The sequence below is a fragment of the Bradyrhizobium sp. 147 genome (genome assembly GCF_023073935.1).
In the GTDB taxonomy this organism is placed as follows: Bacteria; Pseudomonadota; Alphaproteobacteria; order Rhizobiales; family Xanthobacteraceae; genus Bradyrhizobium.
This window is the reverse complement of record NZ_JADPKL010000025.1, coordinates 14,324-38,875: the sequence shown is the minus strand read 5'-3', so window position 1 is coordinate 38,875 and position 24,552 is coordinate 14,324. Positions and strand designations below refer to the sequence as shown.

The 24,552-nt window shown below is 58.9% G+C and carries 21 protein-coding genes and 2 pseudogenes; 16 read left to right on the top strand and 7 right to left on the bottom strand.

Going from position 1 to position 24,552, the window contains the following annotated elements:
* Positions 1-125 precede the first annotated feature (125 nt).
* Genes IVA87_RS07130 through sctV form a run of 4 tightly spaced genes read left to right on the top strand, consistent with a single transcriptional unit; the run spans position 126 to position 4,166 of the window.
* Positions 126-1,016, top strand: a complete 891-nt coding sequence (locus IVA87_RS07130; RefSeq protein WP_247333096.1) for a hypothetical protein — start codon at positions 126-128, stop codon at positions 1,014-1,016.
* Between the two features lie 36 nt (positions 1,017-1,052).
* Complete coding sequence (locus IVA87_RS07125) at positions 1,053-1,589, top strand: hypothetical protein (protein WP_247333093.1); 537 nt, start codon at positions 1,053-1,055, stop codon at positions 1,587-1,589.
* A 2-nt stretch (positions 1,590-1,591) separates the two neighbouring features.
* Positions 1,592-2,035 (top strand): histidine kinase, encoded by a 444-nt coding sequence (locus tag IVA87_RS07120; RefSeq protein WP_247333091.1) that lies wholly within the window; start codon positions 1,592-1,594, stop codon positions 2,033-2,035.
* Positions 2,016-4,166, top strand: a complete 2,151-nt coding sequence (gene sctV / locus IVA87_RS07115) for a type III secretion system export apparatus subunit SctV (protein WP_247333089.1) — start codon at positions 2,016-2,018, stop codon at positions 4,164-4,166. The genes IVA87_RS07120 and sctV overlap by 20 nt, the downstream gene beginning before the upstream one ends.
* 1,305 nt (positions 4,167-5,471) lie before the next feature.
* On the opposite strand, the gene IVA87_RS07110 is transcribed toward sctV, so the two are convergent.
* Positions 5,472-7,919, bottom strand: a complete 2,448-nt coding sequence (locus IVA87_RS07110; RefSeq protein WP_247333086.1) for an NEL-type E3 ubiquitin ligase domain-containing protein — start codon at positions 7,917-7,919, stop codon at positions 5,472-5,474.
* A 160-nt stretch (positions 7,920-8,079) separates the two neighbouring features.
* On the opposite strand from IVA87_RS07110, the gene IVA87_RS35095 reads away from it, so the two are divergent.
* Positions 8,080-8,355 carry a transposase gene (locus IVA87_RS35095; protein WP_256466457.1) on the top strand — a complete coding sequence of 92 codons (276 nt, stop codon included), beginning with the start codon at positions 8,080-8,082 and terminating at the stop codon, positions 8,353-8,355.
* A 468-nt stretch (positions 8,356-8,823) separates the two neighbouring features.
* On the opposite strand, the pseudogene IVA87_RS07100 reads toward IVA87_RS35095, so the two are convergent.
* From IVA87_RS07100 to IVA87_RS07090, 3 genes and pseudogenes are all read right to left on the bottom strand, one after another.
* A pseudogene (locus IVA87_RS07100) lies at positions 8,824-9,644 on the bottom strand (ATP-binding protein).
* 745 nt (positions 9,645-10,389) lie between these two features.
* A pseudogene (locus IVA87_RS07095) lies at positions 10,390-10,596 on the bottom strand (transposase); the annotation flags it as partial.
* 587 nt (positions 10,597-11,183) lie between these two features.
* The gene (locus tag IVA87_RS07090; protein WP_247333084.1) at positions 11,184-11,873 is read right to left on the bottom strand and encodes a nodulation protein NolW; all 690 of its coding nucleotides are present in this window, start codon (positions 11,871-11,873) and stop codon (positions 11,184-11,186) included.
* A gap of 186 nt (positions 11,874-12,059) precedes the next feature.
* On the opposite strand from IVA87_RS07090, the gene IVA87_RS07085 reads away from it, so the two are divergent.
* From IVA87_RS07085 to IVA87_RS07035, 11 genes are all read left to right on the top strand, one after another.
* The gene (locus IVA87_RS07085) at positions 12,060-12,539 is read left to right on the top strand and encodes a nodulation protein NolB (RefSeq protein ID WP_247275810.1); all 480 of its coding nucleotides are present in this window, start codon (positions 12,060-12,062) and stop codon (positions 12,537-12,539) included.
* A 9-nt stretch (positions 12,540-12,548) separates the two neighbouring features.
* The gene (gene sctJ, locus IVA87_RS07080) at positions 12,549-13,415 is read left to right on the top strand and encodes a type III secretion inner membrane ring lipoprotein SctJ (RefSeq protein WP_247333083.1); all 867 of its coding nucleotides are present in this window, start codon (positions 12,549-12,551) and stop codon (positions 13,413-13,415) included.
* A 13-nt stretch (positions 13,416-13,428) separates the two neighbouring features.
* A complete protein-coding gene (locus tag IVA87_RS07075; protein ID WP_247333082.1) occupies positions 13,429-14,061 on the top strand; it encodes a nodulation protein NolU in 633 nt (210 codons plus the stop codon).
* Positions 14,058-14,678: a type III secretion system stator protein SctL gene (sctL, locus tag IVA87_RS07070; RefSeq protein ID WP_247333081.1), complete on the top strand. Its 621-nt coding sequence runs from the start codon at positions 14,058-14,060 to the stop codon at positions 14,676-14,678. The genes IVA87_RS07075 and sctL overlap by 4 nt, the downstream gene beginning before the upstream one ends.
* An 89-nt stretch (positions 14,679-14,767) precedes the next feature.
* On the top strand, positions 14,768-16,036 hold the full coding sequence (gene sctN, locus IVA87_RS07065) for a type III secretion system ATPase SctN (protein ID WP_247333080.1): 1,269 nt from the start codon (positions 14,768-14,770) through the stop codon (positions 16,034-16,036).
* The gene (locus IVA87_RS07060; protein WP_247333079.1) at positions 16,012-16,545 is read left to right on the top strand and encodes a hypothetical protein; all 534 of its coding nucleotides are present in this window, start codon (positions 16,012-16,014) and stop codon (positions 16,543-16,545) included. Before sctN ends, IVA87_RS07060 begins: the two co-directional genes overlap by 25 nt.
* A 233-nt stretch (positions 16,546-16,778) precedes the next feature.
* On the top strand, positions 16,779-17,657 hold the full coding sequence (gene sctQ / locus IVA87_RS07055; RefSeq protein ID WP_346015856.1) for a type III secretion system cytoplasmic ring protein SctQ: 879 nt from the start codon (positions 16,779-16,781) through the stop codon (positions 17,655-17,657).
* Positions 17,650-18,315, top strand: a complete 666-nt coding sequence (sctR, locus tag IVA87_RS07050) for a type III secretion system export apparatus subunit SctR (protein WP_247302560.1) — start codon at positions 17,650-17,652, stop codon at positions 18,313-18,315. The genes sctQ and sctR overlap by 8 nt, the downstream gene beginning before the upstream one ends.
* 2 nt (positions 18,316-18,317) lie before the next feature.
* Positions 18,318-18,593: an EscS/YscS/HrcS family type III secretion system export apparatus protein gene (locus IVA87_RS07045; RefSeq protein WP_247275802.1), complete on the top strand. Its 276-nt coding sequence runs from the start codon at positions 18,318-18,320 to the stop codon at positions 18,591-18,593.
* Between the two features lie 12 nt (positions 18,594-18,605).
* Entirely contained in the window at positions 18,606-19,427 is an 822-nt protein-coding gene (gene sctT / locus IVA87_RS07040; protein ID WP_247302562.1) for a type III secretion system export apparatus subunit SctT, read from the top strand.
* Positions 19,424-20,461: an EscU/YscU/HrcU family type III secretion system export apparatus switch protein gene (locus IVA87_RS07035; RefSeq protein ID WP_247333077.1), complete on the top strand. Its 1,038-nt coding sequence runs from the start codon at positions 19,424-19,426 to the stop codon at positions 20,459-20,461. The genes sctT and IVA87_RS07035 overlap by 4 nt, the downstream gene beginning before the upstream one ends.
* Before the next feature lie 43 nt (positions 20,462-20,504).
* Here the strand turns inward: IVA87_RS07035 and IVA87_RS07030 are convergent, their stop codons facing one another.
* The 3 genes from IVA87_RS07030 to IVA87_RS07020 are packed head-to-tail and all read right to left on the bottom strand — an operon-like array spanning position 20,505 to position 23,362.
* Positions 20,505-21,167 (bottom strand): CpaD family pilus assembly lipoprotein, encoded by a 663-nt coding sequence (locus IVA87_RS07030; protein WP_247333075.1) that lies wholly within the window; start codon positions 21,165-21,167, stop codon positions 20,505-20,507.
* Positions 21,168-21,177: 10 nt separating this feature from the next.
* Positions 21,178-22,599 (bottom strand): type II and III secretion system protein family protein, encoded by a 1,422-nt coding sequence (locus IVA87_RS07025; RefSeq protein WP_247333273.1) that lies wholly within the window; start codon positions 22,597-22,599, stop codon positions 21,178-21,180.
* 28 nt (positions 22,600-22,627) lie between these two features.
* Entirely contained in the window at positions 22,628-23,362 is a 735-nt protein-coding gene (locus tag IVA87_RS07020) for a response regulator transcription factor (RefSeq protein ID WP_247333073.1), read from the bottom strand.
* Between the last annotated feature and the right edge of the window lie 1,190 nt (positions 23,363-24,552).

Below are 24,552 nucleotides of genomic sequence, written 5' to 3'. Positions count from 1 at the left end.
CGGTCAAAGGCGGGGCGAATCGTCGCTCCGCCTTTCCCGTCATCGGGTGATGTGAGTGGTGCGGCCTAGAATGAGTCGTGCGACCAATCGCCCTGCCGTGCTCGTCATGGTTCGGAGAATTGTCCGTGAATGAGGCCGCCTCCTTACATTTCGAGGTACTGTCGGGACCTTATGTCGGGCTAAGCGGGAAGGCGGCTGCCGGAACGAGCCTTATCGGTAGCGGCCTCGACGCGGATATGGTTTTCGTCGAACAAGGGCTTGAGCCGCATCACCTACGTATCACCCTCGTTGGCAATTCAATCGAGCTTGAGGCTCTTGCAGCCGTAAGCACCCCAGAGGGCGAAGGGGATATTGCCGCAGGTGAACGTGTTGTTCTTTTTCTTCCCGCCGTCATTCGTGCGGGCGCCATGTCTATTCGCTGGTCGATGCAGAATGCAGTTGAGGCTCGGTCGATCAGCCTCTCGCGCGTTTGGATCTCAGCTCTCGCCCTCGTGCTCCTCAGCTTTCTTGGTGTAGGCGGTCTCTCGACCATTTTCTTCAAAGCCACCGGAAGTGCACCGACCGGCATTGCGCCGCCTGCCGCAGAGCTTGTACCCAAGCTGGGCACGAACCGGCCTAACGATCGGCGAGCTCAGGCTGCAGCCGAAGTGCTGAAACAGGAAATTGATAAGGCGGGCCTGCTCGATATCAGGGTTGGTTCGGGGCCGGGTTTTGTTAGCGCTGAGGGAAAAGTCACGCCTGCAACCGTTGCGAAATGGCAGGAGCTCCAGCAATGGTTCGATGCTCGTACATACGGTGCGGTGACACTGGTGAACGGAGTGATCGTCAAGGAGGAAAAGCAGCCATCCTCAATCGCGATCGAAGCTGTTTCGCGCGGATCCCAGCCCTATCTGCTTGTCGGTGGGCAGAAGTATTTCGTCGGCGCTCTCTTGGCGGAGGGATGGGCGGTCACTCGAATCGAGGATGGGCGTGTGCTGCTAAGCCGCAATGGCCGCGTTGTTGCCGTTCCGTATTAGGCTTTCCGTGCCCGAAGGAAGGATAAGGAGATCGTCATGTCAAAGCTGTCCCGCCACGATGTCGGGCCTGGCACTGCTTCGCAGAGACTCAGCGAGCACCATCATCAACCAGTGATAGGGCCGACCATCCAACCCAATAAAGGTGAGGCGGACGGTGCTCGTGCAAATGGCGAGAAGGAGCTGGCGTCGATCTGGGGCGAGCTGAACACGCGTTATAAGCCGCTGGATGTAGCGATCGAAGCCGCATCGGAGGCCAAAGATATTGATGCAGTCGGGCGTGTCAGTCTCAACGAGATGCGCACTCGCATTTATGAGATCGAGCAGCCCGCTGGGGTGGGATCGCTCTACGGGCGCGATATCGCGCACGATCTACTCTCCTTCGTCACTCCAAGCCTACGTCATCCGGACATGCTGCGGGAAGAGGGGTATAGCATTGTTCTGGAACGTCTCGTTCATAAGCTGGCGGCCGCGCCTGCGGATTCGATGGCGGGGGACGGTATCGTCGTCCTACGGCAGGGACTGCACTGGCTAGCGCTGCTCCGCCAGAATCGGAATAGCTTAATCGAAGCCTAACAATGTTCAACTCCGATGGAGCGCAACGGACGACCAACGTTTCCGAATCCGATAACGTCTCACTGAGTTCCGGACAGGAGCGCGATTTGCTCTGTACACTTTCCTATCTTCACCTTGCATGTGGGCAGAGCGCAGAATGCGTGGCTCTCTTGCGACTCATCGTCGGCAACGACTCGCGAGATGTCGATCTATTACGGATTCTCGCCTATGCCCTCATCTTGGAAGGCCTCGGAGGTGAGGCGTTGCAGGTCCTAGATAGACTGAACGCACTTGATGACGAACCCTCGGCGCGTATCTCTTTGATGCTGTTGCGTAGCCACGCCCTACGGCGGGCCGGCCTCATAGACGAGGCGCTCGCCGCTTTCCAACGCTATGTCTCGTTGCGTGAGAGCACTGGCCTGATCAATCAACGATCGGAAGGTCCCCATGATCAGCGTCCTGCGTAAGATCATTGCGCGCGCGTCGGCCAGCTCCGATTTGATGGTCGCGTTGATGCTGCTTCTGACGGTCGGCATGATGATCATGCCGATCCCGATAGTGGCGATTGATACGCTCGTCGGCTTCAATCTGGGCTTCGCCATATTGCTGCTGATGGTCGCTCTCTATATTAGCACTCCACTTGATTTCTCGTCCTTGCCAGGCGTCATTCTGATTTCCACGGTATTCCGTCTGGCGCTCACCGTCTCAACGACGCGGCTGATCTTGGCTGAGGGGGATGCGGGCAGCATCATTCGCACGTTCGGTGATTTCGTCATATCGGGAAATATCGTCGTCGGCATTGTCATATTTTTAGTCGTGACCATGGTGCAGTTCATCGTCGTGGCCAAGGGGGCTGAACGCGTGGCCGAGGTGGCGGCGCGGTTCACGCTCGATGCTCTGCCAGGCAAGCAGATGGGAATCGATGCGGAATTGCGCAATGGCCATATCGATCAGAATGAAGCCCGCAGCCGGCGCGCTACATTGGAGAAAGAAAGTCAGCTTTACGGGGCTATGGATGGCGCCATGAAATTCGTGAAGGGCGACGCCATCGCAGGATTGGTGGTTATCTGCGTCAACATGCTGGGCGGGATCACCATCGGCCTGCTCTCCAAGGGAATGTCTTTCCAGGCGGCGCTGCATCAATATACCCTGCTGACCATAGGTGATGCGTTAATCTCACAAATTCCCTCGCTGCTGCTCTCGATTACAGCTGCGACAATCATCACTCGAGTAAATGGGGTTGTAAGGCTCAATCTTGGGACCGACATCGTTAACCAGCTCACAGCAAACTCGCACGCATTGCGGCTGTCTGCCGGCGTCCTCGTTGTAATGGGGGCTATTCCGGGTTTTCCGCTCCCTGTCTTTCTCGTCTTGGCTGCAGTCTTTGCGGCAGCGAGCTTTGCCGACGGTGGGACCCAAAGCGGCAAGAAAAGCGCTGATATCTCTCGCCCGGCTCCCACACAGTCTAACAAGGAAACCGTGCCTGCGGAGGCGCTTCCCATCGCATTGTTCCTTGCGTCAAGTCTGACACGGGCGATCGACAAAGAAGAATTGCAACAGCACATTGCACGCGTTTCGGGACTGATCTCGTCTGATCTCGGCATCACAATTCCGCGCATCCCCATCGAGGTCGACGAGCGCTTGCCAGACTTGCAGTACAGGGTGGATGTCGAGGGCGTGCCCGTCGAGCAGGAGTTAATTGATCCAACGCAGCTCGCACTCCGCGACGATCCGGCCAACATTGAATTGAGTGGCATCCCGTTTCGGCATGACCGGGAGACGGATCAAATCTGGATTGAACAGAGCAATGCACCGGCTCTCAAAGCAGCCGGCATCGGGCACCACCGTCCCATTGAAATCCTGGCCTTGCGCGTCCATTCGGCGTTAACCCGCTATGCACAGTGCTTGGTGGGTATCCAGGAGACGCGCCAGTTGCTGGCTCGCATGGAGACGGAATATTCCGATCTGGTCAAGGAGGTGTTGCGTACGACGCCGATCCCTAAAGTAGCCGACGTCTTGCGGCGCCTCCTGGAGGAGGGTATTCCGATCCGGAACACACGGCTGGTCTTGGAAGCATTGGCCGAATGGAGCGGACGTGAACAAAACGTCGTCTTGCTCACGGAACATGTTCGCTCCGGTCTGAGACGGCAAATCTGCCACCGGTATGCCAACGCACACCGCGTCGTTCCGGTCTTTATCATCGAACGTCAAACCGAGGATATCGTGCGCAGCGCGGTTCGAGAGACTGCCAAAGGACCCTACCTGGTTTTGAGCGACGGGCAAAGCGAGGCGCTGCTCTCAAAAATGCGTCAGATCCATTCGAACGTAGTTCGGGGGCAGATCCGGCCCGTTATCCTTGCTTCGATGGATATACGACGCTTTGTCCGCGGCTTTCTCACCCGTAATGGGATCGATCTTGCTGTTCTATCCTATCAGGACCTTGCCTCGGACTTCACAATCCAGCCTGTTGGATCCATTACACTCGCAGCTGCAAAGGACGACGACGCGCCGTCCGAGGAACTCAGCAACACGTTCCTTGCAGCCGATTCACAGGCGCAGCAGTCAATCCAAGAAGGACCGCATGAATTCACCTCGTAAGGCAGTGCGGTGGCGCTTGGGTTCATTTTGTTTGCTTTCGTGCTCGGCTCTCTTCGCTACTCTGGGGCTCTGCAGTTGCGCTAGCTGGGATAGACCAGCTCTTCAAATGCAAGAGCCGCCGGCGCCAAAGTTGCTCGGCGCCAGAGATATCGATCCAGCTATGCGCGAACGCATTGAGTGCGCGATCGGCCGGACTCCTGACCAGGAGCTTTGCGCGACGCGTTGAAGCAAAAATGCTCGGAAGATCAATGCAGCGGATCGGTGTTGCGTGTCGATGCGAAAGTGCCTCGCATTGAGTGCTCGCCAACGTCTGCCTGGACCTGCGATTTATATGCGCTCAAGACTAAATGCGTTAACTCGACAACGTGGGACGCTTGATGAGCCACAACTGCAATACAAGCAATGGCGACAGCGCAGCGTATTCCGATTGCGCGGACCAAATCACGTTGTCCGCAACGATCGGTGCACGATATCGCGCAATGCAAGCACCCGCCCGCTGCGCTGGCGTGCCGCCCTACAGAAGTGACCCGGCATAGCTAATAGTAGCGGACGTAGTGGTTCTGTTGTCTCGATTACCAACTAGGTGAGCAGGGCCTTTTTGGGAACCCCCCGTGGGTGCTAAGTGCGGCAGGGAACTGCTGGGGCATAAGAGAAATGTGATACAGTTTGATTTGCGACGCGCCTCTCTTGCGCTAGCCCCGTTGCGTGCGGCAAGCCTGGTGCTTGGAAAAGGGGTGTCGAAACCCGCTCGTAAGATCCCTGTGTTCGTCTCCTGGCTTGCTCGTGGGCAGGAAGTCTCACGTCACGCTTTATCCGGCATAGCACTCAGCGTGAACTCCAATTCATCGGCTGATTGGGGTTTTCCTGCATACGCCATGGCCGATACCAGGTGTGATGCAGGGATTTGCCGCATCGTTATGCCGCCGAGCGACTCGGCACCCGCTGGGCTCGTCAGGAGGTACAAAGGAAGTTCCGAACGCCTATGCGATGAGCCAGTCAACCAGTCCTCGTCTCACCCCGGATGGAATAGCCTGATTGCCTGGCGGCAGATTACGTAAACGATGGCGGCAGTCGGTCGATGTTGCGAAAGGTGATGAAGCACCTGCGCCGCTGCCGGGCGCGCCCGCCGCGGCAATCGTTCGAAAAAAGATCGAGCGCCGCCGTGCGGTTAGATCGTGCCGGCCGAGCACTACATTTTCACAGATGGTCCCTCCGCGCCTCCGCGCGGGCGTCTGGAGCCGACCATGACGCGCCGACGCCTGAGTGAAAACAGGATTGACAGCTCCTTGCAACGCGATGGCCGCTTCACAGCTCAAGCGCATGGTCCGCGAGCACTTGACGCGTCAGCGCGCCCTTGATCTCGCGGACGATCTCATCGCGGATCTGCGCTCCGAACTGCCGCTCGGCATCGCTGTTCCCGATTAGCTCATGACCGGCGAGCCGTTGCTGGAGTCGGCTGTCGAACTCCTCCCCCATCGCCTCGAGCAGCCGATGCTGCATCTGTGCATGGGGTTCGGGTGCGATCCGGCTCAGCACCGTCTCCCAGGGTTGCCACCGAGTTGCCAGATAGTCGGCCAACCCCGTCTCCTCCTCGTCGCGCACCCGCATCTCAGCCGTGCTGAGGTCGTACTCAGTGACCCAGGACACGCCGAAGAAGCGCATGTCCGGGGCGATGTGCCGTAACTCAAGCCGCTCGCGCAGCTTGACCTGATAGGCCAGATAGACTTCGATCTCATCGACAAAGCGGAGCGAGTTGACCTTCTCCCTGGCGATCTGCTCGAGCGCGTCCAGGCGGAACAGGACGCGGCCCTGCTGAACGAGATCGTCAAGCCGATTGTCATAGGCGCCATCCTCGACTTCAGCGTTCAAGCGTGCGGTCTGCATGCCGTTCCAGGTTAAAGTGATGCGATCCTCGCAGCTCTCGCTCGCTTCGAAAGCCAGCTGAAAGTACTGCTGGCGCAATTGCGGCCTGGTCGCCGCCTGCCGCAGATCCTCAATCACGGCCTGCCGGAACTGGGGATTGCCAGAATTTACGGTGTCCCGCAGCCTGTCGAGGAAGCGCGCGTATTCCGGCGCACCCGCCTCGTCAGCGAAGTTCTGCCAGGCGGCCAGAACCTCCGGCTCCCCCTCGACCCAGTCGGCCACAGCCTGCGCCAGCGGCCGCTCATGATTCACCGCCGGTTCCCGGCCCATTGAGAAGAAGACCCGAGGGCCGGTATAGCCTCGCGCATTCAGGGCCGTCGCCAGATTCGTCTGCACCCGCTCGGGCAGCGGATTATCCTCCAGATAAACCATACACCCAGAATCTAGCTGCGTTAGCAGGGTCTCCGGCAGGCTGGCTAACCGGTTGTCTCGCACCTCGAGCACCTGAAGCTCGGCCGGGAGGGTCTCGGGCAAGCTGGTCAGCCTGTTGCCGCCGGCATGAAGCCTCTGGAGCTCAGGCGGGAGCGTCTCGGGCAGGCTAGTCAGTCGGTTGTCACGGACGAAGAGCAACTGGAGCTCGGCGGGGAGGCTGTCGGGCAGGCGGGTCAGCCAGTTGCCGTCGGCTTCGAGCTCTTGGAGTTCGGGCGGTAGAGTGTCGGGCAGGCTGGTCAGCCTGTTGCCGCCGACCTCAAGTAACTGAAGTCCGGTCGGAAGGGTCTCCGGCAGGCTGGTCAGCCGGTTACTGCGAACATCGAGCTGCTGGAGCTCGGCCGGCAGGGTTTCAGGCAGGCTGGCCAACCGGTTGCTGGCGACGGCGAGTGTCTGAAGGCCATCCGGAAGTGTTACGGGCAGGCTGGTTAGCTCATTGCTGCCGATGGCGAGTAACTGAAGTGCCGCCGGCAAGGTCTCAGGCAGGCTTGTCATGCGATTGCCGCGGGCGTCGAGCGTCCGGAGTTCGGCCGGTAGGTTGTCGGGTAGGTGCATCAACTCGTTTTCGCTGACGTCGAGCGTCCGGAGATCGGGCGGAAAGGCGGGGGGCAAGGTCGTTAGGCACAGGTATGGTAGCTCCAGCCGTGCATAGACGTCGCCGGCCTCTCCCCAGGCTTTGATTCGTCTTACCGCCTCTTGCCGGTCCTCGTCTTCTGTCTGCTCCTCCTCGCCAGCCCAACTGTTCAGGATTTCATCAAGCTGCGATTGCTGGAGGACGGGGCCTTCAACGTTCGTCGGACCGCCAGCGGCGGGGGAGACCCGCCCGTCGCTCAATGCTTGGACCCACTGCGCCTCTGCCGGGGCTAACCAGTGCCCTTCTTCTGAAGTATTGCCATCGCCGAGCCATGGCCGCGGGTCGAGGAAGGATCCCCCGTGATGTTGCTCCCAAGGAACAGTGGAGGTCGTTGGCCAATCATCATCGGCGTTCGCCCACGAATACTCCTGCTGGTCGACACTATGCGTCGGCAAGTGGACCGCTGAATCCAGGCCGTGCCAAACGTCCGCCGGACTGAAACTGCCGGCTGGCAACTGGCCACCGCGACTTGCGGCCGCAAAAAGCACATGCTGATTGCTCCCCTGTTCAGATTCGGTGGGCGGATTCCACGTCGACCGCGAGATGCCTTCCCCGTGGTCCAACCAGTCCGCATCCCTGTTCGACACATTATAAGGATAAGGGTCGCCGCGACGATTTGCATTGCGGGGCGGGCGCTCGCGCAGGTGCAACTCGTTTAGGTGCTGTTGAAACCCCGCTTGGTCAACTGGGAGCTGTTGCAGCTCGTCGTAGTCCGTCCGGGCGAAATCCGGAGGCTCGAATTGGCCGAGATTGTGGAACGGATCCATCGGATTCTCCTTTGGCAGATCCAACAGCTAACGCCGGGCCCAGATCGACACCTTCTGCCTAGGAGGCTTAGCTTTCGAGAAGCTGACGGTGCGCAGCTACGCGAACCTCCTCCGAATGAGTGGACACCTGTAGTAGGCTCAGAGAGCCAGGACGCGTCGAATGGAAGTACGTCAACGTCGATTGTTTACCGAGGAGTACAAGCGACAGGCGGCTAAGCTTCTGGTGTCGAGTGGCCGATCGATCAGAACCGTTGGCAAGGAACTCGGTCTGCGCGGTTCGGTGTTGCGGCGCTGCGTTGAGAAGCTCCGGCAGGAGCCGGCATCGGCGACGCGGCGCCACAGCACGCAGACGGCGCCGATGTCGGCGGACCAGGCTCCCCAGATCGCCCGTTTGCCGAGGAGAACGAGCGGATGCCCATCGAGCGGGACATTCTAAAAAGTCGATCGCGATCTTTGCCGGAACGCGGACACGAGCTTCCGCTTCATCGAGGACCATCGCGATACCTGCCCGGCGGCTGATGTGGGCCGCGGTCGAGGTCTCGCGGGCCGGCTATGACGCCTGGCGCGAGCGTCCGGACAGAGCACGCACGACCACCAATGCTGCGCTCTTTACTGACATTCGAGTTCATCAGGACAGCGGCGCGCGGGGACGGCAACCCACGGGTCCATGCCGCGCTGCGGGCACAGGGACTTGGCGCCAGCGGGGCCGGATCGAATGCCTAATGCATCGGCACGGTATCGGCGCCATCATGGCCCGGCCGCACCGAGTTGCCGACAGCCGTCATGGCCTGCCGATCGCGCCAAACCTCATCGATCGTAACTTTAGGGCCGCAGCAGCGAACCGGATCTGGCTCGCCGACATCACTTACGTTCGATTGCAGATGGCTGCTGTACCTGGCGGAGATCATGGACATCTGTCAACGGCAGCGAACTTTGCGTGAGAATGTCCAGATTTCCCTGGGTGACGGCGATTGTGGTTCCGGGACCAGCCGCTATCGGAATCGTCGTTGGTCCTTCCAGGCGGGCGGCCGCGGCGCTTGGGCTGCGGCGGGTTGGCAAGCGGACGTTTTCCGGGACGAGAGCGGCGTGCTGGCGGAGCCGATAGCTCGATCCCTCGATTTTGATAACAATTGTGTGGTGAAGCAGTCGATCAAGCAATTGCTGTGGCCGGTTCGAAGTGAGGATCACCGCGCCCTTGTCATAGCGGGCGTTCACCAACTGGAAGACAGATTGCCGCCGCCAGGTACGACCTGGAGGTAACCGATCTCGTCGACGACAAGGAGGGAGGCGCGGGCGAGGAACCGCAGGTGCTCGCGCAAAGTGGTGATGACGATGTCCGCGAGCGTGGCGAACGCGACGCTCTTTCCCGCCTTCACGGCCTCGACCGCGAGTGCCGTCGCGAGATGGCTCTTGCCGGTGTCGCAAGCAGATGAATTCAATTCGGCAAGCTCCAGAATGCGATTGCGATCGAGCGAGGGCTGGATGCGAAGTCGAAGCCAGCGAGGGTTTTGACGGTGGTCAGGCGAGACATTCTCAGCGCGGTGCTGACACGGCGACTGTCGCGGACCGTCAGCTCCTCGATGCGTGATCGAGCGCCTCAATCCAGGTGACCTCACCCTCTTTCAATTCGCCGCAGGTGGTGTCCAGCATTCTGAGCGCACGTGGCATCTTGAGTGCGACTAGGCCTTTCCTGACGTTGTCGGTCGCTGCCGGCTGCGCGTGCATGGTTATGGCCGGCCTTCCGATTGGGGAGCCGTTTGCAACACCTTGGTAAAACCCCAGCGACCGGCTTGGCATGTGATCGCCGGCCCGATCGACGAGGGTTTCGGATACGCCAGGTCGCGACCTGGACCGGTTGGCCGCCTGTCGATGCTCGGGCGCGACGCGAGTTCGCCGGCGGCCTTCTCCAGAACGGGATGGACGGCAACGATTGCGCCTTGATCGAGAATGGGATTACATCGGGCAATTGCTGCACCTCGACAATGCGCCGCGTATGGTCGGGTATGCTGTAATAGTTCCCACTGATCCACACCAGCCCGTCGTGGCTGACACGGGTCTCGATCGGCATTGGACTGGGACTCCCGATCGGCATCCAAAAGGGGCTCTGACTCATATGTGGAACGGCCCGGGCTGCAAGATCTTTCTCTGGTTGAACAAGGGACGACGGTGCGGTCATATGTTCGACCTGTAAACGCGGCGCCTGGCCGCTGGCCACGATGATATCCGCGGAAGCAATCGCCCAATCAATTTCTCGCGCTCGAAGCGCAGTGAGTCAGGCGGTCCTGATTGCTACCGGGAATGTCGTCATTCGGGGTCCATCCAGATTTGCACCTTGCCTCCTTGGCAGCTTTCTTCTTCCGCCGGAGAGTTCTTAAGATTAGGTTTTCAGCATTGCAGGCGGCGCATGATAGATGCCGCCTCTGACAGCGAGGCCCAGATGGTGCGCGCAAGTTATTGGCGAACGCCACCGCTATGAGCTTGACGGCCGTCTTTGCAGCATGATCCGAATCCAGAGCGGGACTTTCAAGCCTCGCTTGCCAAGCTTGATGATTGAGGTCGCACCAAGGATCAAGAGCGTCCGTAGTTGCCGATTTCCACGCTTTGATACCGCCCCGAACCTTTCTTTCCCGCCGCTCGACTGTGCCCTCGGTGTTAACCCCGTCCAAGCCGCAAAATGTGGTGCAGTCGCAAAACCGCGAGCATTCAAGACTGATGTCCGAACGCCAGCGCCGCTACCAGTGCCTTCTCCGAGCGCTGACAGCGTTGAAGCTCGGTCGAGAACCGCCCCTGACGGTCCTGCGGCACCTTCACCCCGGGTGATAAGCGAGCGGGTATAGTAGCCGGAGCGATAGCCCAGCCGCGCCTCGCCGCGCCCAGCGCCTCCGCCATCGCGGCTTCGATAGCTTCCTGCACCGCACCCTGGATCAGGGGTTTCAGGATCCCTGTCCGACGCAATAAGCTGTTTGACGGCAGAGCCATCCGTCCTAATCTTCGTCACGGTCGTGATGGTCCTTGCTCCGCTATGGGCGGTGATCTTCGCAAATACCGGATTTACTGTGACCGCTTCAGCCGCTCAGGTTTTGCAGAACCTCCCGCACACTACCACCGGACATCCGGATACTGGTGGACAAGGTGGCGCAGCGGCAATTCTCGTGTTCTGGAGCCGATTTACGGCACGCACGTCTCGCCGTGCTTGTGCGGCGTCTGACCGGACGATCGGTCCAGGCTCCTTGCACAACCCGCGTAACGGCTGATTGAGCTGTATCATCTTGGGCCCGGCCCTTGCGCAGGCAAGGCACCCTCCTGGCGCGGCATGTCTGAAGAGTACGGGCCTTCAGTTCGCCCATCCCGAACGATCGTCGCGGAGGCGCCGCGATATAACATCAGCACAGATTCCCGGGACGGCATCTCGACGGAGCGAGGTCGCGCCTGCGCCTCCGCCACAAGACCATTGAGCGTCTGATCCACGAGTGCGATGAAGCGTGGTGGACCGGACGCAAGGACTAGGCCATTTCCCGGAGCCGATCTCATGATGTAGCGTTCGTCGGAAATGGCGAGCGCATCGAGGGTTGCCTTGAGCGCGTCGCAGCTGATTGAAGTTAGGACAAGCAGACGAGTTTGCGCTTCCTTTGCGGTAGAGACGTAAAGCACGAGCCCATCGTAATACCATTGAAGATTGTAGAGTTGAGTCAGATGATCAAGGAAGTCGCGCGGTGGCAGGTCCGGCATGTGCCCGCGAATCCGACCCTTCACCTCGGCGCTGATGGTGACTTTAATATTGAGGTTGTTGCCGAATTCCTGCAGCGCGGCAGAAAGCTCCTGATCCAGAACCGTATACCGATAAGGGGTCGAGGGCAGCGACAGGGGAGCGCCGCGCGCGATCTGTGTTCCGCCGAAAACGGCGACACACAGAACTCCGTTCAAAACGTGCGGGATTATGGATCGGATGAGCATTCATGGTTCTCGTTGACTTAAACTAACAGGAGTACGTTCGGTACGTGAACGCGAAACGTGATCTTTAGATGGCGATGTTGCGGGCGAACTCGTCAGCTTGTCGTCAGCTGGCCTGTCTAGGACATTGAGCCGCTAATCGGCTTGAACGGCTGGTCGTATCACATCTCGATGAGAGCGAGTCTTTCCATGATGATGTTAGGCGCTGCGCCGATCTCTCACAATCTAGAAGGCCTGTCCAAGGCCTGTTCGGCAACAGCGGTCGACGAGCAGGTCCAGTTTCAGCAGAGCCTCTTGCAAGCGGCTTCGGTTCCAGACCTTGCGCCTCCAGTAACGGGAGCGGCGCCCGTTCCGCCGATATCCGAGGTATCGCGTGCAACAACACAGGCGAGCCCGCTGGGCGATCGCATCCTCCAGAACCTTTCTGCGATGTATCCGGTCAATGCAGTTCCAAAAGGTGCGGAGACCGGGTCGACGTCGGAGCCCCTATTGCTGCAGCCGGGCAAAGCGGGAGCGGGTGTGCCGGGCGCCCCCAGTGGCGCAGGTGACTTCGAGGCGATGTTGGCGAATCTGAAGGATGTTTCTGACAGCGTCATCCAGGTAACACTCATTTCAAATGGCATCGGTAGCCTCGGTTCATCTCTGAATAAGCTGATATCGGCGGGCTGAGTGGGGCGAATGATTGGTTTAATCGATCGCGAAAGCGGTCAGGCGTGCCCATTCCGCAAGCGGCTTCAACTTCTGGCTCTGCTGCCGCTCCTGCTTGCCCTGGTTGGTTGCAAAGCCGATCTCTACACGAAAGTTCAGGAGCGTGAGGCCAATGAGATGCTTGCGGTCCTCCTCAAGAACGGGGTCGATGCGGTCCGCGTTGCTGCTAAGGACGGGACTATCACGATCCAGGTCGAGCAGACTCAGATTGCTTCCGCAATCGACCTGCTGAATGGCGAAGGGTTGCCGCGCCACGCTTTCAAGAGTCTAGGCGAAGTGTTCAGCGCGGCGGGTCTGATTGCTTCGCCAATCGAGGAGCGCGCCCGTTACGTCTATGCGCTGAGCGAGGAATTATCTCGCACGATCAGTGATATCGATGGTGTCCTCTCGGCGCGCGTCCACGTTGTTCTGCCAAAGAACGACCTGTTGCGACGTGACACCACGCCATCTTCGGCGTCGGTTTTCATCCGACATGACTCGAGGGCAAATCTCTCAATCTTGCTGCCGCAGATTAAAATGCTCGTCGCCAACAGCATCGAGGGCTTATCCTATGACAAGGTGGCTGTTGTTTTCGTCTCAGTCGAGCGGCCCGCACTAGAGCCGCGACCGGCGGCTGCGGCTGGTTTCGTCCAAGCATCTGGAGTCATTTCGACGCCATTGGTTGCGGTTGGCATGGGTCTCGGCGGGTCTGTATTCGGCGTGCTGTCCTGCGTCTTGCTGAGCGCTCGTGGGCGCCAGCGCAGGCAATCATCTCAGAAAGTTAGCGCTGTTGGTGGGCGCTCGGCTGTCTCTGCTATGGAGATGATTCGCAAAGCGATTAAGCCTAATGCGGCGTAGTGTGGTATCCGACATGACGAGACCGAATCCGTCTGCCGAGCGGCATGATCCGCTGAAACTAGCCTCTGTAGGTATTCGTAAGCTTGCTGCCACGATTCATCCGACCCGCCTTGCCGCGCGTCTTGACGCGAACCTCTCGGCCGCGACTTTGGTGCGACTGCAGAAGAGTCCTAGGCTGCAGGTAAGACTGCAAGCGTTGCTGCTTGAAGATGAAATGGGCTTGAACGGAAGTGACTTCGGGCCAGACCTTCTCCTCGGGCATGATCCGAGCAGGGCTGCCCTGCTCGCCGGCGGCATTTGGCATGCCCGTTCGCTGACAAGGCTGATTTCAAAGCATGATGTCGCCGTTCTGGTCGAGCACGTCGGCACCGAGGTGCAGGCTTTCGGGATCCGACATGCAGCGCATGCGGTTTCGACCAGATTAATTGCTGATCCTCAAGAACTCGCGCTAGGGATTGAAGACGATGGACATGCCTGCCTCGGCGCTTGGCTCGATGAAGCGTCAACGCTTGATTGCCGCCGCGTGCTTCTACGCCTAGCTGTCGGAACGGCCGCCGACAATCCGGGGACTGAACACCGCGATGCCGCGGGCCAATTGTTTTCACCGGTGTTGGCCCATTTGACGAGGGAGGCCCCAGCGGGATGACAGCCGACGAAACTGCGCCGCCCGTCGCTCCGCACATCCGCCCGCTTGGGCCACTCATAGAGGCGAGGGATCTCGAGATTTGGCAGAGCGCCCTCGAGGCGCGTGCCGTGGCCGAGCGAAATCTGAAGCGCGCTCGCGGCTGGACGCGCAGAGCTTTTCAGAAGGAGCGTGCGCGCGGCCATGCCGAGGGGGTGAGGGCCGGCGCCGAGGAAATGGCACAGCTGGTGGCGCAGGCTGCCTCGGAAGTGGCACGACGAAAGGCCGTTTTGGAGGAGGAACTGTCAGCGCTCGTGATGGACATCGTAACTGATCTACTGGGCGATTTCGATCCCGGCGAGATGTTGGTGAGGACGGTTCGTCACACGATTTCGCACAGATATGGCGGGGCGAAACTGTCCCTTCATGCGTCCCCCATGGATGCTGATGCGCTTACGCGCGAATTTGCTGCCTGTGACGGACGGGAGGACCGGCCGGCGGTCCGAATTATTCCGGACCCGGCGCTGTCAGCGAACGAATGCGTGCTGTGGAGCGAATTTGGCAATATCCATCTCGGACTTGACGCGCAGCTCCGCGCACTGCGTTTGGGCTTTGGTTTAGATCATGAGGCAGACGAATAGTGACGGCGCCGAGACCAGACCATAGCTGTCCTGATGGAGACGGGACTCTGCACGCGGCGCTGGCGCGTCTGCGAACTACGGCAAGCCATGTGGACACGCGTGCCGTACGCGGGCGGATCACGCGGGCGCTCGGCACGTTAATCCATGCAGTTTTGCCGGATGCTCGTATTGGAGAAGTTTGTGTGCTCAAGGATCCGCGCACCGGATGGTCGCTTGAGGCCGAGGTGATCGGTCTCTTGCAGGACGGCGTGTTGCTGACGCCGATCGGTGACCTGCAAGGCATGTCCGGCCGCGCAGAAGTCGTTGCCACTGGCCGAATGCACGAAGTGCCGGTCGGCCCCAATTTGCTTGGGCGGGTGATCGACAGCTTCGGCCGTCCTCTCGATGGCAGGGGCGCAGTCAAAACCGTGGAGACGCGTCCGCTGCGCGGCAAGGCGCCAAATCCAATGACAAGGTGCATCATCGATCGCCCTCTACCACTCGGTGTTCGCGCCTTGGATGGTCTTCTGACATGCGGCGAGGGCCAGCGCATCGGCATTTATGGAGAGCCTGGTGGCGGCAAGTCGACGTTACTGTCGCAGATCGTAAAAGGCGCGGTCGCTGACGTGACCGTGGTTGCGCTGATAGGCGAGCGTGGACGCGAAGTGCGTGAATTCATCGAGCGGCATCTTGGGGAGACTGCCCTCCGCCGCACGGTCGTCGTCGTTGAGACCTCCGATCGCTCAGCGACGGAGCGGGCGCAATGTGCTTATACGGCAACCGCGCTCGCCGAATATTTTCGCGATCAAGGCCTGCGCGTCGTTCTGATGATGGATTCATTGACGCGATTTAGCCGCGCTATGCGCGAGATCGGGCTTGCTGCCGGTGAGCCACCGACCCGCCGGGGCTTTCCTCCCTCTGTCTTTGCAATGTTGCCAGGTTTGCTGGAGCGCGCTGGTATGAGTGAGCGTGGCTCAATCACGGCCTTCTATACCGTGCTTGTGGAAGGTGACGGCACGGGCGATCCAATCGCCGAGGAAACGCGTGGCATTCTCGATGGTCATATCGTTCTTTCACGCTCTCTCGCGGCGCGGGCGCATTTCCCCGCCATCGATGTACTGTCGAGCCGCAGCCGCGTCATGGATGCCGTCGTATCTGCACCGCATCGCAAGGCAGCATCCCTCTTCCGTGATCTTATCTCCCGTCATGCAGAGGCCGAATTTTTGATCAAGGTTGGTGAATACAAGCAAGGCAGCGATCCGCTGACGGACCGAGCTGTCGCTTCGATCGATGATCTGCGCGAGTTTTTACGCCAAGGTGAAAACGATGCGTCCACTTTTGAGGAAACCGTCACATGGATGTGCCATCTGACCGCATGAGTTGCATACACGTTTCGAGCTTGCGGCAAGTAAAGGATATGCGCGAGCGTAGTGCTCGTAGTGAGTTGTCCAATATGCAAGCCAAGCTTCATATCGCGACCTCGGCCGCGGAGCACGCATGGCAGGAACTTGCAATTGCTGAAAAGCATCATACAGAGGCCCAGGCGGAGGTTTACCAACAGTTGATGTCGGCCGGTACCTTGTCCGTCGTTGAACTCGATCATTGCCAGCTCACCCTTGAGAGGCTCGCGATCGAGATCACCTCGAAACGCCGCACACTTGAGGAGGCGCGTATCGCTCAAAAGCAGGCCGAGACAGCCGCATCCGAGAGGCGTGCGCACTGGGCGAAGCGTTCCGCAGCGACTCATAAATGGCGACAAATCGAGACCGACGTCCGGCGTGCGGCCGATACCCATTCGGAAGTAACAGCCGAGCTAGAGGCCGATGATGAAGTCTTGCTTCGCCATGGGAGGGGTTTGCCCATGCCGGTGGCGGGCGGTTCAATTTGATTACAGCTAGTCCAGTTGGGAAGCAAATGCGCTGCCCTGTACAGCCGCCTCCTGCAACTCGCGCGGACGCATACGCGAAGTACGAGCCAACCCAGCGTTTAACGCAGAGTCTCGTAACGTGGCTCAACAGAAACGTGCGGCCCTCCGCCTCTTCGCGGAGTAACCTTTGCGACAAGCCGCTGTCGGTGCGATTGGAACGACTTGTGTGGCAGGAGGAACCTCCGGCTCTGTCGATGCTCGATTGCGTTTGGGGCCTCGGCGATGATGAGCTCGTGTTGTCGATACCGCATGCGCTTGCCGAGGCCTTGATCTCGACAGTACAGAGTGGCCTAGCTTTACTTTCCGAGCCAAGTCGTTCGCTGGTTCTCGAACTTGCACTTGAACCGTTGCTCGCGCACGTGGAGACTGAGACAGAGCAGCAACTGCGACTCCTTCATGTTGGAAAGGCCGAGAAGAACGGGCCTTATATCGAACTCGACATCATCTACGGTCCGGTCAGGGGCAAAGGTCGCCTATTTCTTTTCTCGCCTCTTGATGGACCGATACCGCCGGCGTTCCGCGCCTTAGGCAAGCTGCTCGGCCAATTGCCGCGACAGTTGTGTGAGGTCCCCGCACAGTTACCCGTTACAGTTGCAGGAGAGGTCGGCTCCCTCCGGGCGTCAGCCTCGCTTCTTCGCAAAACGCGTAAGGGCGACGCTTTGTTGCCGGATGTAATGCCATTCGCCCGCGGTCAGATCATCCTCACTGCGGGCCGGTTATGGACCGCGGCAGATGTCACTGGCAACCACCTGATCCTGCACGGACCGTTTCGCTTGCGGCCGCGCCCTCTGGAGTATGCGCACATGACGACACTACCCGGTTCACAGCAGCCGCCTTCGGAAGCCGATCTCGACGATATTGAGATTTCGCTTGTCTTTGAATGCGGCCGCTGGCCCATCACGCTGGGAGCCTTGAGAAGCATCAGCAAAGGATATGTATTCGAACTTGGCCGGCCGGTCGATGGCCCGGTCGATATCCTTGCAAACGGCGTACGTATCGGGAGTGGCGACATAGTACGTATTGGGGACGAGCTCGGCGTTAGACTGCGTGGCGGGTTAGCGGGAAATGACTAACATTGAACCAGCAATACTGCCGCTTCTTGCGGTCACGGCCGCGCTCGGCTTGTTGGTCTTCGCTGTCGTCACGACCACGGCGTTCGTAAAGGTATCTGTCGTTCTCTTCCTCGTTCGCAATGCGCTTGGGACCCAGTCGATTCCACCGAACATCGTTCTATACGGCGCGGCATTGATGCTCACCGCTTTCACGAGCGCCCCCGTCTTTGAGCAGAGCTACAATCGAGTCGCCGATCTGCAGCTCCGCTATCAAACGCTCGAGGATTGGGTAGCCGCTGCGAAAGAGGGACAGGAGCCGCTGCGAGCCTATCTCAAGAACTTCACCAATGAAGAACAGCGAGGCTTCTTCCTGTCCTCGACCGAACGTGTCTGGCCGGAAGAGATGCGCGGCAGAGCCACAGCCGATGATTTTGTCATTCTCGTCCCATCTTTTCTAATCTCAGAACTCAAGCGTGCCTTCGAAATCGGGTTTTTGCTATACCTTCCGTTTATCACTATCGATCTGATCGTAACGACCATTCTGATGGCCATGGGCATGTCAATGGTGTCTCCGACAGTGATCTCAGTTCCTTTCAAGCTGTTCCTATTCGTGGCGATTGACGGCTGGTCGCGGCTTATGCACGGGCTAGTGCTGAGCTATACAACACCTGGAGGGTGAGCATGGATGAGGCCACTATTCTCCCTTATATGAGCCGATCACTGGTGCTTTTCATGACCTGGGTTCTGCCGCCGCTCATTGCAGCGGCGGTCGCCGAAACCGTCATCGGCATCATCCAGGCGGCAACGCAGATCCAGGATCAGACATTGCCACTGACTGTGAAGCTTTTGGTTATTGTTGGGATTATAGGTTTGTTTGCTCCGGTGCTGAGCGCCCCGCTCATCGAACAAGCCAAGCAGATCTTCACTGATTTTCCCGCGCTCACGACCGGCTACTAGCAGCCGCCCGTCATGTATGATCTGTCAACCACCAACACGCAAAGTCTGATCCAGGCAACCATCGAACTCGTCGTTGCTGCCAGCCTTGGTGCGGCCCGCCCCGTGGGCATTATGCTGGTGCTTCCGGTATTTACGCGTCCGCAGATCGGCGGCCTGATCCGCGGTTGCCTGGCCGTTGCACTCGAACTACCATACTTGGCGCACATCGCCGATGGGCTGAAGGAGCTAGATCCGGACACCCGTCTGCTCAAGATCCCGCTACTCGGTCTTAAGGAGACGTGTGTCGGCCTGCTGATCGGCGCCCTGCTCAGTATTCCCCTCTGGAGTCTTCAGGCCGTCGGCGAGTTCATCGACACGCAACGGGGCATCAGCAGCGTAGTCACTCCCGCGGATCCCGCGACACGCAGTCAGGCTTCGGCGACGGGACTGCTTATCGGTACCACCGCGATCACGATCTTCGTCGTCACGGGCGGGCTGCAAACCATGATCAGTGGGCTTTACGGCAGCTATCTGGTTTGGCCGGCTTATCAGCTTGGACCCACGCTGAGCATGCAAGGGACACTGGAGTTGTGGGGCGTGCTCGACAGCATCATACGTACCGCCGTCCTGGTCTCTGGACCTGTGGTAGCGTTCCTCTTGCTGGCCGACATATCCGCGCTCCTGCTCGGGCGCTTTGCGCCGCAATTCAACCCGCGGGACCTATCGTTGACGATCAAGAATATAGGCTTTGCGATCGTCATGGTCACTTATACGATCTATCTCATCGAATACATGCAATCCGAAATCATACAGTCGAGCCGAGAGCTGGAGAGGCTTGAAAGGAAACTGAAGTGAGCGACACGAGCGAAGAGAAAACGCTCGCCCCCACTGAAAAGAAGCTAAGCGATTCGCGCAAGAAAGGCATGGTTCCGCATAGCACGGATCTAGTCAGGGCCCTCAGCGCTTGCGCCGGTCTCGGCTATCTCTGGATAGAAGCGAGTTCCATCTACGACAAATGTCGTGAAGCGCTCATGCTGACTGACAAGCTGCTTGATAAGCCGTTCAATATTGCGGTCGATCTTGCGCTCGGCGTCTTGCCCGAACTTGCACTGAGAATTGTTGGCCCGCTTCTTGGGAGTATGGTCATCTGCGCAATTCTGACGACGGTCCTGGCCAATGGTGGACTAGTGTTCTCCTCCGAGCCGATGAAGCCGAAATTCGAGAACATTGATCCCATCAACGGACTGAAGCGCATCGCCTCTTTGCGTTCGCTCATCGAGCTTGGGAAGACCTTGGTCAAGGTCTTCTGCCTCGGCGCGATCTTTGTCCTCGTCGTTGTCGGCGCGTGGAAGACACTGGTCTATCTGCCGGTTTGCGGCACGGGCTGCTTCGAGTTCGTGTTCATTCAAGTGAAACTGTTGATCGGGATTGCAAGTGGTGCATTTCTGATCGGCGGATTGGTCGATCTCCTCGTCCAGCGCTGGTTGTTTTTGCGCGGCATGCGCATGACTAAGAGCGATATGAAGCGCGAGGACAAGGAGCAGCAAGGCAGTCCGGAGGTGAAACGCGAACACCGACGCCTTCGGCGGGAGCAGGCGAGCGAGTCTCCACTCGGCGTGCGTCGCGCGACATTGATCTTGACTGGGCGCGAGCTGCTGGTCGGGGTACGCTACATCCGTGGCGAAACGGGCGTCCCGGTCCTGGTTTGCCGCGGCGATGGGGAGGCGGCTTCACGGCTCTTTGATGAAGCGAGGCGCCTTCGTCTCAGTATCGTCGATGATCACGTCCTGGTCCGTGAGCTAATCTGCAACGCTAGCCTTGGCAATTCCATTCCTGTCCAGTATTTCGAGGCTGTCGCAAAAGCACTCTTTGCCGCCGGCCAAGTCTAGTTCGTGTTGTGAATGAGGTCGCATCGAATGACTGATGTTCTCGCTATCGAGACGGCTGCACGGTCTGGGTGCCGGCAGACGTGGGATCTGATGGCAGCTTGTTGTTAGCTATACCCAAGTTGCTGTTATTGCCGGTCGCGAAGGTTTTGTATGTGGCAACGGGAATGGCCGCACGATTGCCATCACTCGGCACAACGGCCTGATTGTCAATCAAGTCGCGCGGATCGTTGACCATGCCGGCCAAGTTGTTGCGGATCGAGCAGCCAAGCGTCGGATCGAAAGAATTGTCGTTCACTGAAGGGCCGACGATCGCAATCGACGGACAAACGGGAGGGCGCGCCTCGTACGTAATCGCCTCGATTCGGGCGGAAGAGCCATCACGCCTATCGATGAATGGACTGTACAGGCGGATGTTGAGAGCGTCGACGCCCATTGCGCGGGCCTCAGCTGCTATCTGCGCCCCGAGCCGACGTGAGCCGACGATATCAAGATGCAGCGCGTCATACCGACCGCGACCGGTACTTGCTATGAAATAACGCAGACGCTGCCGTTCGGGCCCTCCAAGGGTCTGTAACAGTAAGACGTTCTTCTCCTGTTCAACCAGGATCGCTTGCGCGGTCGGCTCGAGGTAGGTCGGCGCGGTGCTAGCGCAGCCACCTAGACTGGCCGTCAGACCGATGAGGGGGCGCACGAATCGTAATCTCATTGGTCGATCCTCATTCGATGATGTGGCCGGTGCCCCTTGTCGCGCCTGGTACGCTTATCGGGGGAGCACTGCGAACAGGCGAGCGCGTTGCCAATGTGTTCGTCAGACTGCGCGCGAGGTCTGAGGGCGGAGCGATGCGGTCGGTGGGCGCACTCATCTGCTTCGAGTTCGATCTTGGCCGCACGACGTAAGGCGTGACGATGATCACGAGTTCCGTCTCATCCTGTTGAAATGACGATGAGCGAAATAGCGCACCAAGTATCGGAACGTCGCCGAGCCAGGGGAAAGTCGTGATCTCAGTGCTGAAGTTGCGCCGGATAAGCCCACCAATTGCAAAGCTTTGGCCGCTGGCGAGCTCGACAACCGTGTTCGCACGCCGGGTGGAGAGAGCCGGCACGGAGATGCCGTTGATGTTGACAGCACCTTGTGACGATAGTTCGCTGACTTCAGGCTTCACGCGGATATTGATCTGATTGTTACTGAGAACGGTCGGTACAAACTCCAGGCTGACGCCGAAGTGACGGAACTCGACAGAGACCTGCCGATTGTCCTGCAACACCGGAATGGGAAATTCGCCGCCGGCGAGGAAGCTGGCGGATTCGCCTGACATTGCGGTGAGGTTCGGTTCAGCAAGTACGGAAGCGAGGCGCTCGTGAGCCAGTGCATCGAGCATAGCGCTGACGTTCACATGGCCAGTGTTGACTCCTATCTTCGCCGTACCGCCGCCCTGCGCCGCGCCGTATCCACCACCACTGCCACTGACCATGCCGAGAGTGAAAGGGCCAGCTTGACCGGAAGCGGAGAGGTTGACGCCGAGCTCCTTCATGGCGCTCCGGGAGACCTCCGCCACCCGCACGCTCAGATTCACCTGCAATGACCCCGCCACCTGAATCTTGTTGACGACGAGCGCACCAGACCCAAGAAACTGCTCGGTCACTTTCATCGCTATGTCGACGATCTCCGCATTGGGCGCCGTACCGCTAAGGATGGCCCCGCGCGGGGTGTAGCTTACCTGGATGGGATAGTCGCCGACCTGGGCTTTCAGCGTGGCGCGCAGATCCTCGATCGGTTGCGTGACGACAACACGCAGTTCAGCGAGAGCCTCCCCGCCCTCGTTCAGTGCGAACAAGGTGGTCCGCCCGGATTTTTTGCCGAAAACGAAGATGGTCTTGTTCGAAGGTGCCTGATAGTCCGCGACCGTAGGATCTGCGATAAAGATGCTCGCAGCTGGCGCTGGCAGATGAATCGTCTTACCCAGCGAAGAGGAAAGGGTCAGCGTTCCGCTAATGCCGTCGGCAGCCGTACGCTGCGGCCCACCTCCATCATCCCGCTTGATCTGAGCTACGGCAGCAGCCGGGAATAGCAGGACGACCACGCACAAAAGCTGCGAAAGACAAGGAAGAAAGGTGGACGAAAGGCCGTTGGCTGCGATCGATCTTCGAGTGACGCCGGCATGCTTGTCAAGAATGATGCTCAAGATGGTCGTTTCTTTCAAGTTCGATTGGCTGCGCGGTCGATGCCGCGCATTTCAATTCAAGGACGTAGCCGATCCCGCGCGCGGTTTTGATCCGTAGCGACGCACCGGACTGACTCAAATGACCGCGCAAACGATAGATTCCGACCTCAAGCGCATTGGTGGAGACCTCGTCGTCAAATGCATAGAGGCTATCCTGCAATGACGCGCGAGCCACGGTGCGGCCGGCGCGGCTGAGCAGATGTTCGAGAATGCACACCTCGCGGCGGGCAATCTTCAGCGGTCGACCATTGACCGACGCTTGCCGACCGATCGAATCGAATCGCAGATTGCCAAAGGTAACGATGGGGGCCATCATTTGCGTTGATCGGCGCAGAGTAGCGCGCATCCGTGCGATGAGTTCATCAGTAGATACGGGCTTGGGCAGGAAGTCGTCCGCACCGCCATTAAATAGCGCTATGCGCCTACCGAGCTCGTTGAAGTTACTCATCATCACGGCAGGCATCGAATGTCCGTCACGTCTCAACTGCTTCAGCCAATCCAAGCCGTCCCCATCCGGTAGAACCAACTCGAGCAAGAGAATGTCATAGCTGGCGCAACAAAAAGCGGCGGCCGCCTCGTCCAGGGTGCACGCTACGTCAACGGCAAAACCGCAATCGGAGAGCGCTTCTTGTACAACGCGCGCTGGGTCTGTCTCATGATCAACGAGTAGCGTTCGCATTCCGCGACCTCCTATTAAGTCACGCCAAGACACCCACCACGTCAGGTTCGAGCATGCGCGGAATTGAACAGTCCGGCCTCCGCGTAAGCGTTGGAATCCGGAATAGACGAAGAGCAGCGGTGCTGGCGAATCGCATACTGGATCGGGATTCCATTGTAAGCTCGACTGGCGTTGTTCACTGTCTCACGTGGCGCGCATGCATCTTGGTGACGTCGAATGTGCTCTCGCCACCGGGACATAGGCGGCAATCAATCAAATGCATCGATAGGCGGGCAGCACCCCGCTCAGCGCCGGAACAATCCCGGTAGTTGTCGCCGAGATCCTGAGGCCGAGATGATTGCCGAGAACACATTGATTGGTGAAATCGATGGTTTGGATCGATGCATTCACATGGCGGAGCAGTGACAATGCCGTTCCATGGTCTGGATCTAAATCTCCTCATCACGATCGATGCTCCCGATGGCGAGCGCAGCCGCACGGCCGCAGGTTTGATGGGGAGCAGCGATGATAGGCAATTTGCATCGCGGCCCTCAATTTGCAAAGCCTCACACGCCGGCAGACGTTCCGTGCTTGAGCAACGAACTTCCTCATTCGGCCTGGAAGGTGAGTCTCCTTCGTGCTCCGATCACTGGAGCGACAGTGATGGCCAAGCGCGGCTACGCTCAGCTGGAGAACGCCATAACGAGGCCGTCCTGCCGCGCCTTCCTTTTTCGAACTTTTATAAAATCACCGAGACGCTGCGGAATGAACTGCTCAACGGCCGCACAATCCAAAGACGGGGGGTGACATGAAGTTGGCCGCACCGGGCAAAACCGTGCCTACAATCCGATCGCGGCGTCCATGATCACGTACTCATCGCAGCTTTACCGACAGCAAACCTACCATGTTGCGTGATGCACGGCGCTTTCCCTACCCGGCAGCACATGAAGTGTGAAATCAATTCTTTGGATGGATTGCATTCGCATCCTGGATAGTGACAACACGTCTGAGGTCTGTGTCTCAGTCTCCTAGCCGCACCTGATGCCCTGATGACCGAACGCAATCTGTCGCTGGCAATTTGGTGGGGCGAGCGATAATTTTGGTGATTTGCATGGCGGCGTCTTCCTGCAAGGCTCACATTGGGCGCCGACTCTTCTGGACTAGCAAACCCACGTGATGGTCACTCGCCAAGCAATGTCGGTTCTGCTCCA

What these genes read in the sequence shown, in the direction of transcription:
- IVA87_RS07045 (WP_247275802.1), top strand. Translation starts at nt 18,318, where the DNA reads ATGGATGAGGCCACTATTCTCCCTTATATGAGCCGATCACTGGTGCTT.
- IVA87_RS07085 (WP_247275810.1), top strand. Translation starts at nt 12,060, where the DNA reads ATGATGATGTTAGGCGCTGCGCCGATCTCTCACAATCTAGAAGGCCTG.
- sctT (WP_247302562.1), top strand. Translation starts at nt 18,606, where the DNA reads ATGTATGATCTGTCAACCACCAACACGCAAAGTCTGATCCAGGCAACC.
- IVA87_RS07020 (WP_247333073.1), bottom strand. Translation starts at nt 23,362, where the DNA reads ATGCGAACGCTACTCGTTGATCATGAGACAGACCCAGCGCGCGTTGTA.
- sctL (WP_247333081.1), top strand. Translation starts at nt 14,058, where the DNA reads ATGACAGCCGACGAAACTGCGCCGCCCGTCGCTCCGCACATCCGCCCG.
- sctQ (WP_346015856.1), top strand. Translation starts at nt 16,779, where the DNA reads ATGCTCGATTGCGTTTGGGGCCTCGGCGATGATGAGCTCGTGTTGTCG.
- IVA87_RS07125 (WP_247333093.1), top strand. Translation starts at nt 1,053, where the DNA reads ATGTCAAAGCTGTCCCGCCACGATGTCGGGCCTGGCACTGCTTCGCAG.
- sctJ (WP_247333083.1), top strand. Translation starts at nt 12,549, where the DNA reads ATGATTGGTTTAATCGATCGCGAAAGCGGTCAGGCGTGCCCATTCCGC.
- sctV (WP_247333089.1), top strand. Translation starts at nt 2,016, where the DNA reads ATGATCAGCGTCCTGCGTAAGATCATTGCGCGCGCGTCGGCCAGCTCC.
- IVA87_RS35095 (WP_256466457.1), top strand. Translation starts at nt 8,080, where the DNA reads ATGGAAGTACGTCAACGTCGATTGTTTACCGAGGAGTACAAGCGACAG.
- IVA87_RS07060 (WP_247333079.1), top strand. Translation starts at nt 16,012, where the DNA reads ATGGATGTGCCATCTGACCGCATGAGTTGCATACACGTTTCGAGCTTG.
- sctR (WP_247302560.1), top strand. Translation starts at nt 17,650, where the DNA reads ATGACTAACATTGAACCAGCAATACTGCCGCTTCTTGCGGTCACGGCC.
- IVA87_RS07030 (WP_247333075.1), bottom strand. Translation starts at nt 21,167, where the DNA reads ATGAGATTACGATTCGTGCGCCCCCTCATCGGTCTGACGGCCAGTCTA.
- IVA87_RS07110 (WP_247333086.1), bottom strand. Translation starts at nt 7,919, where the DNA reads ATGGATCCGTTCCACAATCTCGGCCAATTCGAGCCTCCGGATTTCGCC.
- IVA87_RS07120 (WP_247333091.1), top strand. Translation starts at nt 1,592, where the DNA reads ATGTTCAACTCCGATGGAGCGCAACGGACGACCAACGTTTCCGAATCC.
- IVA87_RS07090 (WP_247333084.1), bottom strand. Translation starts at nt 11,873, where the DNA reads ATGCTCATCCGATCCATAATCCCGCACGTTTTGAACGGAGTTCTGTGT.
- IVA87_RS07075 (WP_247333082.1), top strand. Translation starts at nt 13,429, where the DNA reads ATGACGAGACCGAATCCGTCTGCCGAGCGGCATGATCCGCTGAAACTA.